Raw genomic sequence first — 8,611 nt, 5'->3', positions numbered from 1 at the left:
AATTTTGTTCTTCTTCTGACATAGTAGAATAAATTTCTGGTGTTAAAAAAGTTATAATAATTTTTTCATAGTATTTACTTCCCTAGTTACTTCAAATTCTAAATTTGTCGTTTTCTTCATATCCATATTATATCACTCACATATTAGCACTACAATAAAATTTTATGCACCGATAATCTTATTGAACAGCTCTAACAGTACATTATTTCATCACTCCAATCTAAAATTTAGGTAAGAGAAAAGCAGTCAATCATACAACTAACTGCTTTGTATAATGGATATGAAGTTGTCAAACTGTAATTTGCTTATCCATAAACCTATCTCTTTTCTTTTGTTTCTGGAAGAATAATCTCTTTTCCCTCTTTTTCCATTCTCTTTATAAAGTTATCAAAGTGGTCTGTTATACCGTCAACAAAAAAAGCTTTTTTCTTTCTTCCATTGACATACACATTCATACCACCACGTTTCATTTTACAATAGGATATGTCCGATACTTTCCAATGCCTTTTATAAAAAAATGCCTTAATTACAGTCACATCATTATTATCTACACAAATATCCCAGACACCTTTTATTGGTGCAATCATACCCAAAAAAGTAACTCCAAACCAAATAATAGAAAATGGAATAATTATCATCAAACTCCCTTTAGAACAAAAAGTTTCAGGGTCACTCCACAAACACCAGATAAAAGCAACAAGTACAAACAAAGCGCCTATTGCACATATAAATGATACATCGGTTATTGTCCTTACCGTAAATTTTTTTAAAGATTGTGTTCGCGTATGATTTCTTCTTTGCATTATATCTAAGACTAATAAGACAATATATGCCGTTATAATGCCACCTATATACTTCATATAGTATCACCTCCACAACTTCCACTTTTCTTAGTTCTATAAACTCTAATTTGTCCTTTTCTTCATACCATATTATAACAGTTCCATATATCCGCCACAATAAAAATCAGCATACCCTTTGAATATTTTCTGCATTGAACATACACACTTTTTCTTTCTTCCTCTTGATTACCTACCACAGAAAAGAAAAAGCCCTGTCAAGAGCCTTGCCACCATTGGTGGTGCTTTGCACTCTTTACTGGGCTTTTTGTTTGCTGTATCTTCCATGCAAGAGGAAATTAAAGACCTCTGTTCCATTTCGCCTTTAGATAATCTTCATAATCTCCCTCGTTAAAGTCTACTTGTGGAGAAGTATTAGGAATATTATTTCTGTTGTCAATATCCGCAAGCTGACGGAATATCCAATCATCATAAGGGTCGTGGTATTTATATTCTTTAGGCTGTTCTCTGTATCGGTCTAAACCTCGCATTTCCTTATGCACTTTCATTATGCGTTCCAATTTCTGACGCTGTATCAACTGCTTGATTTCCATAAGTTCTTCCAACTCCGTAACCTCATTGGTAATGTAGTTATGAATATACTGTATGAGTTTATATTCCATGTAAAATCTACATTCTCTTTCGTCATTGAAAAATTCATTTTCAGACAGATAATCTAAAGAAACATTAAAATCCTGTTCCCGTTTGATAACGTCCATGATATATGGCTCGGTGTGGTCGATATATTTCCATTCCCCTGATAACAATTCATTGGGCGTTACACCCAGCACGTCCATTATCTTCTCCAACGTATCAAAGGTAGGATAATTCACACCACGTTCAATCTTGGAAAGGCTCTGCATATTGATACCGATTTTGTCCGCAAGTTCCTGTTGTTTCATTTTCCTGTGTTTTCTTATGGTTTGTATGTTCTCTCCTAAGAAACTGATTTTCTTTTCATAATGCTCCATAACTTAGTATAACCGCTCCTTTCGTTTCTTTTCTTGGTGTTTATAAGCATATCATACTTAATATATATCCAAAAGTCAACAAAAACTTCTTGACAAGTAATTCTAATGGCGTTATTATCGTATTGGAAAGAGTGATTAAGCACGCTAGGGTCAATCACATGCTTGAGTAAGCATATAGAATAGATATTTTCACTTTGATAGCATGAATAGGCATGGACTATCAGACTGAAAATCGGGTTTCTGACTGGGGCTGTTCCGTTTAGCCACGAGCCTTACAAGGCTCGTGAGCGTTAAGAACGGATCAGACACAGGAAGAAAGGGAACGCCTTTCGGCGTTCGTAAAGGGCGTATATGTAACACCGCCCTGCGCATACATGTCATAGTACCTAGAAACTGTGATAAATAAAGGAAAAAACACGATTTTTACCTCGCAAAAAAACGGGAAGTACGAAAGGAGTAATGCACTATAACTACACACAAAAATTTATCCGTTAAGATTGATTACATCAGCATTGTATTTGATACTGCAACCGCAGAAGATGTTATCATGCACATTTTAGGTTTACCGACTGACATTTTCAATGTCTATCCGGCAAGCGTTAAATTCAAGACCTATCAGGCACGCTGGCAGATTGGAGATATTTATGTATCGGGGGACGCAAGAAAGACAGAGGACAATCCACAAGGGCTAGGCTGTTATCTTGTTATGACTGGCAGAGGTTGTGATGATATTTTCCGTATTCTCGACAGTAGGAATTATACCTTTGGGGATATGTTCCGACGCTGTGAGCGAAGATACGGACTGGATAACTTCCATTTCACAAGACTTGATATTGCCATTGATGATAGGAACGAAAAGCCATTCTTTACCATAGAGCAGATAAAGAAGAAATGTGAAAAAGAGGAATTTATCTCGAATAGTGAGGGCTACCACTTTGACGAAAGCAAGTTTGATGATTTCGACACTGCAAAGACCGTTTATATCGGTGCTGGAAAATCGGGATTGTCCTACCGCTTTTATGATAAGGATAAGGAAGTCTGTTCAAAACATAATAAGACACTTGATGAAGTTGGCAGTTGGAAACGGACAGAAATGCAACTGCGTGATGATAAGGCTCATGTTTTTGCCATGACATTCAAAGACAGACCGCTGGAACTTGGGGAACTGGCTTTCGGACTGCTGGCAAACAACCTACGCTTTGTCGTACCAAACAGAAACGAAAGTAATAAAAGCAGATGGAAAACGTGTCGATTTTGGGAACGCTTTTTGGGGGCTGTGGAAGTCTTGGAACTGCAAGTACCAAAACAGCATAATTCCCTTGAGGAAACACAGCAATGGCTCACAGAGGGTGGCGTGATTTCCGCTGTCAAAAGTTTTTATTTCTTAGAAGAACATGACGCATTAGGTGGACTGGAAAAAGTAGGAACTATGCTTGATAGGGCAAGATACAGCAATTCCCTTTCCAGTAAATTAACCGCCCATTTACAGAGGATAAACCGCACCGACCTTATCCCCTATATCCAGTATGACACGAAACATGGGAAAGGGGGTATCTGATGAACAACAACGATATTCCCGTATGGGAAAAATACACCCTTACCAATGAAGAAGCGTCAAAGTATTTCCGTATCGGAGAAAACAAGTTAAGACGATTGGCAGAGGAAAACAAGGACGCTGGCTGGCTCATTATGAATGGCAACCGCATACAGATTAAACGCCGACAGTTTGAAAAGGTTATTGACAAATTGGACGCAATCTAATGCAAATGAGCCTTGTATGTGTTATGATGAACACAAGTCATATCAAGGCTCTTTCCAACAAGGAAAGGAGCAGACACCATGAAAGAAAAAAGACGGGATAACAAAGGTCGTATCCTGCATACTGGAGAGAGCCAACGAACAGACGGAAAATACTTATATAAATATGTGGACGCATTTGGAAACACAAAATATGTGTATGCTTGGAGATTGACACCCACAGACCCGACACCAAAGGGAAAACGGGAAAAACCCTCACTTCGAGAACTGGAACAGCAGATAAGACGGGATATTGAGGACGGTATCGACAGCACAGGCAAGAAAATGACGCTTTGCCAACTTTACGCCAAACAGAACGCACAGAGGGCAAATGTGAAGAAAAGCACACAGAAACAACGGGAACAACTCATGCGGTTATTAAAAGAGGATAAGTTAGGTGCTAGGAGCATTGATACGATAAAACCCTCTGACGCTAAGGAATGGGCGTTACGCATGAAAGAAAAAGGCTTTTCCTATAACACCATTAACAACCATAAACGCTCGTTAAAAGCGTCATTCTATATCGCTATACAAGACGATTGCGTAAGGAAGAACCCTTTTGATTTCAAGTTAAATGAAGTCCTAGAAAATGATACCAAAGAGAAAGTCGCATTGACAGAGGAACAGGAACAAGCATTATTGTCATTTATTAAGACGGACAATGTGTATCACAAGCATTATGATGATGTGCTGATACTGTTAAAGACAGGACTTCGTATCTCGGAACTGTGCGGACTGACAGTAGCCGATATTGATTTTAAGAATGAAGTTGTGATTATCGACCACCAGTTACTAAAGAGCAAGGAACAGGGCTATTATATTGAAACGCCTAAAACAAAAAGCGGAATAAGGCAAGTGCCATTAAGCAGAGAAACGATACAGGCATTTCAACGGGTTATGAAGAAACGCCCAAAGGCAGAACCATTTGTGATAGACGGACGGAGCAATTTTCTGTTTGTCAATCATAAAGGCAAGCCCAAAGTTGCGATTGACTACAACGCCTTATTTATCCGTATGGTAAAGAAATACAACAAGCACCACAAGGACAATCCCTTGCCACATATCACACCGCATACGCTACGCCATACATTCTGCACAAGATTGGCAAACAAGAACATGAACCCAAAAGATTTACAGTATATCATGGGACATTCAAACATCAGTATCACAATGAACTGGTACGCTCATGCGTCCATAGATACCGCAAAATCAGAGGTTCAGCGTCTAATCGCATAGAAGTATTTACCACGATTTTAACCACGATTGACAGGGAAAATATAAGAAGATAGACCTAGATATGCGAGGTTCACCACAAAAGCAAAATGCCCGTAGAGCCTATAAAATAAGGCTTTGCGGACATTTAAGAAGATATAAAAAGATAGTCAAAAAGACATATATAATTTCACATGAAATATTGTATGCAAAGTAAAAGGGAAATAAAATATGAAGCATTGGAAGAGAACTATAGTTGCTGAGCTTGCAGAACCGGAAGAAAAGTTATTAGCAGATACCTGTCTGGATGAAGAACCTGAAGTAGAAGAAAGTAAAGATGTTCCGGACGTTCCACCGGAAATGAAACAACGGATTTATGAAGGATTATATGAAATCTTAAAAGATCTGTATCCGGAGGAATTTGAAGATACAGATCCTGAAATGTAAAATTACATAAAGTAGTAATTTAATGTTTCTTGGAAGAGTATGAAATTGGCTAATCTTATACCGGAGCAGTTAGAAAAAATGAAAAAATCGCGCCAAATTTTATGGGTTCTATATATAGCGAAAGCCGGCATTATAGCTGGCTTTTCGTGTATTCTACCTTCCGCCCTCCGCACAGATCGAGTGGCCGGACTCGCTCTGCAAAAGAGCTGTTAAAGAGGATGCAAAAGCAATAGAAGAAAAAGAGGATGAGAAAGTGTAATTCCCTCAACAGAAGAAATTTAATTGAATCAAACAGATGCAAAAGGAACGGTTTAATGCCGTTCTTTTTCATTATAAAAATACATAAAAGAAACAGTCAAAAATAGTCAGATGGCTGCTGGTGAGAATCGGAATGGTAATGATGAAATAGCATTGTTGATCGATTGTGTAAAATGCAGATTTATTTGTGTACCATTCCCAGCACCGCATCCTGCGTTGGTCTGCCCGGCTCCCAGACCACTTGGCGTTGCGGCATATTATTCTGAGGAAAATATGCTGCTGAAAGCACGCCAGAAAAAGGAAGGATGAGATTCCCCTTTTTCCAATCGGTTCCCCCAGGGGAACCCCTTTTTTGTCAGCGTAATTTTGTTGGCTATTCTCTTTCGCTATCTATGTGCTAAGTTCTCCACACGGGTTTGCGAATTTGTATCATAACAGATTCCAGCGCATACGCAAGGTCCACGTTGTTCTCCACCATGCGTATGCGCTGAAACCTGTTCGTGCATGATACACGCAAACCCAGACGTGAGGAGAACTCAAAAAGCACATAGATAAAGAAAGGAGAAAAAGGATGCCAAAATACGCTGACAGAAAAAAAGAACGCTCCCCGCCGGAGTCGAATCTAAAAAGCACATTAAAAATGAAAAAAGTTTCATTTATAGGTTAATCAATAGGTTGTGATAAGCCTTTGCAAATGAGATAATAAGTGTATCACAATTGATGTGCTTATAAAGACATCAACCGGGCAAGAGGAGAAAGGAGTAGCCATGGAAGAAATGACGAAAGAAGAAATGCAACGGTTTTTAAACCGGGAAGCAGAAAAAGGTTCATCGGAATATGAGGCGTTAAAAGCTTTAGCTGGTATTTTGGGAATCAAATTTCCAGAACTGGAAATAGCTGATAAATAAGCCTTTTGGCTTAGAGAAACCAGAGAGGGTGGGCTTGCCACCGCCCTCCGATAAAAAGATTATAACAAAAAGGAAGATATTTTACAATGGATGAAAGGGGCAGAATGAATTATGAAATGTCCATATTGTGACAAGGAAATGATAGCAGGATACATACAAAGTAGCGGACATATTTACTGGAGTGAGAATATAAGAAAAGTTGTCGGAATACCACCACGAAAGAATGGTATGTGTATCAGTGATAACACGGGTATGGGTTCTGGACATATGGCAAAAGCAGGTTGTTGTAAGGAGTGCCGGAAGATTATTATGGATATATAACTATAAATGATCGGAGATGTATTGTTTTTATTCACACAATAATATATAGTGAAATATATATAAATACAATTGATTCATTAATAAAAAAGAAAATATTGAAGGGCGTAAAATGCATAAAAAAAATAAAGCAATTGAAAGTACAATACAGTGGATAAAAGATAATAAATATACGGAAGAAATCATTAGCATTTCTGATGTAGAATTATTATCTGGTCTTAAAAGAGAGGTTATTTCTGAACTTCAAGGAGATTATCCGGTAGATATAATATTTTCTGCTATGCAGAAAGTAGAAGTTACCTACAGAAATAAATATTACGGAGTTATGAAAGCTACTATTGTCGGTGGATTTGATGCTATGAGATATAAATATTCTATGACAGATATGTTTGAAGGTAGTTATCTTAGTAATAGGCTGATAGGTATTGAATTTATTGGAGAAGAAGCTAGAATAACAGACAATGTTAATTTGTAAAAATAGGCGGAGGTATGTTATGAAATTATATGAATTAAAAAAGAATAGCATTGAAATAAAAAAAGAAGATATGACCGTGGGATGTGCAGTTAATGATACAAATGCAAGTCCAGAGCTTATTAAAAAGTTTCGTAACAAGGAAGAAGCTCTGGAAGAGCTGAAAAAATACAATACGGAAATAGATGAGTTTAGCTCCGCAACAGGTACAATGTGCAACGTCACAGAATACTATGTGGAGGAAAATGAATATGATGAAGACGGAGAGTGGAACTCCGGTGGAGACATATGGGAAATCAGTAAATAAGAGGGTGAATCCATGAAAAAACTCAAAGAAGTTAATATTGGAGATAAATTCGGATCATGGACTGTAATAAGCGAGTCTGATAAGACAGATTCGTCTCATAATAAATATTACACGTGCAAATGTGAATGTGGGACAATTAGAGAAATTGTAAGAAACAAATTAACTTCCGGGCATACAAAATCCTGCGGGTGTAAACGGAAAAAAGACATGACAGGTAAAGTTGTAAAAGACTTGTTGTTTATAGAACCTGTGAGAGCAGAAACTTCCGGCAGAATGGTGTGGAAATGCAAATGCTTGAAATGCGGAAGATATTGCGAACGATTAATATCACGCGCTAGAGATGTAGGAACATGTGGTCATCATAATCAAGAGAATGGTAGAACACTGAAGGAGAACACGAAAAAACTTATAAGAGTAGAGAACACATGTGTACAAAGTCTTGCTCAAAGAATGTCAAAAAATAATACATCTGGGATTAAAGGTGTGTCCTGGGATAAGCAGAGAGGCATGTGGAAAGCGCAAATTACATTTAAAGGGAAGAACTACTACCTCGGAAGATACGATAAGAAAGAAGAAGCCGCAGCAGCAAGGAAAGAAGCAGAAAAAGAAGTGTTCTGGCCGATAATAAAAAAATATGGTAAAAAGCAAGAAGAGGCAAGATAAGAATTAAAAGACAAAGAAACATAAGTAGTAACAGATGCAAAAGGAACGGTTTAATGCCGTTCCTTTTGCAATTTAAAAATATGTAAATAGAATATTTCAAATAGCCATGTGGCTGCTGGTGAGAATCGGAATGGTAATGATGGAATAGCATTGTTGATCAATCGTGTAAAATGCTGATTTATTTGTGTCCCATTCCCGGCACCACATCCTGTGTTGGTCTGCCCGGCTCCCAGACCACTTGGCGTTGCAGCATATTATTCTGAGGAAAATATGCTGCTGAAAGCACGCCAGAAAAAGGAAGAATGGGAGTCCCCTTTTGCCGATCGGTTCCCCCAGGGGAACCCCTTTTTTCGTCAGCGTAAATTCGTTGGCTATTCTCTTTCGCTATCTATGTGCTAAGTTCTCCACACGGGTTTGCG

At 38.0% G+C, this 8,611-nt stretch carries 11 protein-coding genes; 9 read left to right on the top strand and 2 right to left on the bottom strand.

What is annotated here, in order from left to right; translation table 11 throughout:
- Positions 1–317 precede the first annotated feature (317 nt).
- Positions 318–860 carry a DUF6560 family protein gene (locus DW125_RS13420; RefSeq protein WP_025488761.1) on the bottom strand — a complete coding sequence of 181 codons (543 nt, stop codon included), beginning with the start codon at positions 858–860 and terminating at the stop codon, positions 318–320.
- 278 nt (positions 861–1,138) lie between these two features.
- Positions 1,139–1,741: a helix-turn-helix domain-containing protein gene (locus tag DW125_RS13415; RefSeq protein ID WP_442873177.1), complete on the bottom strand. Its 603-nt coding sequence runs from the start codon at positions 1,739–1,741 to the stop codon at positions 1,139–1,141.
- A gap of 565 nt (positions 1,742–2,306) precedes the next feature.
- On the opposite strand from DW125_RS13415, the gene DW125_RS13410 reads away from it, so the two are divergent.
- From DW125_RS13410 to DW125_RS13365, 9 genes are all read left to right on the top strand, one after another.
- On the top strand, positions 2,307–3,368 hold the full coding sequence (locus DW125_RS13410) for a replication initiation factor domain-containing protein (protein WP_182440430.1): 1,062 nt from the start codon (positions 2,307–2,309) through the stop codon (positions 3,366–3,368).
- Positions 3,368–3,571, top strand: coding sequence for an excisionase (locus DW125_RS13405; protein WP_117538459.1), 204 nt, complete (start codon positions 3,368–3,370; stop codon positions 3,569–3,571). The genes DW125_RS13410 and DW125_RS13405 overlap by 1 nt, the downstream gene beginning before the upstream one ends.
- 78 nt (positions 3,572–3,649) lie before the next feature.
- Positions 3,650–4,843 carry a tyrosine-type recombinase/integrase gene (locus tag DW125_RS13400; RefSeq protein ID WP_055274453.1) on the top strand — a complete coding sequence of 398 codons (1,194 nt, stop codon included), beginning with the start codon at positions 3,650–3,652 and terminating at the stop codon, positions 4,841–4,843.
- Positions 4,844–5,050: 207 nt separating this feature from the next.
- Positions 5,051–5,266, top strand: coding sequence for a hypothetical protein (locus tag DW125_RS13390; RefSeq protein WP_117538458.1), 216 nt, complete (start codon positions 5,051–5,053; stop codon positions 5,264–5,266).
- Between the two features lie 1,025 nt (positions 5,267–6,291).
- Complete coding sequence (locus DW125_RS14130; RefSeq protein ID WP_186856205.1) at positions 6,292–6,432, top strand: hypothetical protein; 141 nt, start codon at positions 6,292–6,294, stop codon at positions 6,430–6,432.
- Between the two features lie 111 nt (positions 6,433–6,543).
- Positions 6,544–6,753, top strand: a complete 210-nt coding sequence (locus DW125_RS13380; protein ID WP_117538456.1) for a PF20097 family protein — start codon at positions 6,544–6,546, stop codon at positions 6,751–6,753.
- Positions 6,754–6,862: 109 nt separating this feature from the next.
- On the top strand, positions 6,863–7,225 hold the full coding sequence (locus DW125_RS13375; RefSeq protein ID WP_117538455.1) for a hypothetical protein: 363 nt from the start codon (positions 6,863–6,865) through the stop codon (positions 7,223–7,225).
- Between the two features lie 19 nt (positions 7,226–7,244).
- On the top strand, positions 7,245–7,529 hold the full coding sequence (locus DW125_RS13370; RefSeq protein ID WP_117538454.1) for a hypothetical protein: 285 nt from the start codon (positions 7,245–7,247) through the stop codon (positions 7,527–7,529).
- Positions 7,530–7,541: 12 nt separating this feature from the next.
- The gene (locus DW125_RS13365; RefSeq protein WP_117538453.1) at positions 7,542–8,192 is read left to right on the top strand and encodes an AP2 domain-containing protein; all 651 of its coding nucleotides are present in this window, start codon (positions 7,542–7,544) and stop codon (positions 8,190–8,192) included.
- The last annotated feature ends 419 nt before the right edge of the window (positions 8,193–8,611 follow it).

The sequence above is a fragment of the Dorea sp. AM10-31 genome, assembly GCF_003435815.1.
Classification (GTDB): domain Bacteria; phylum Bacillota; class Clostridia; order Lachnospirales; family Lachnospiraceae; genus Dorea_D; species Dorea_D hominis.
Note: the sequence above shows the minus strand (reverse complement) of the source record. Positions and strands in the feature narration are given on the sequence as shown.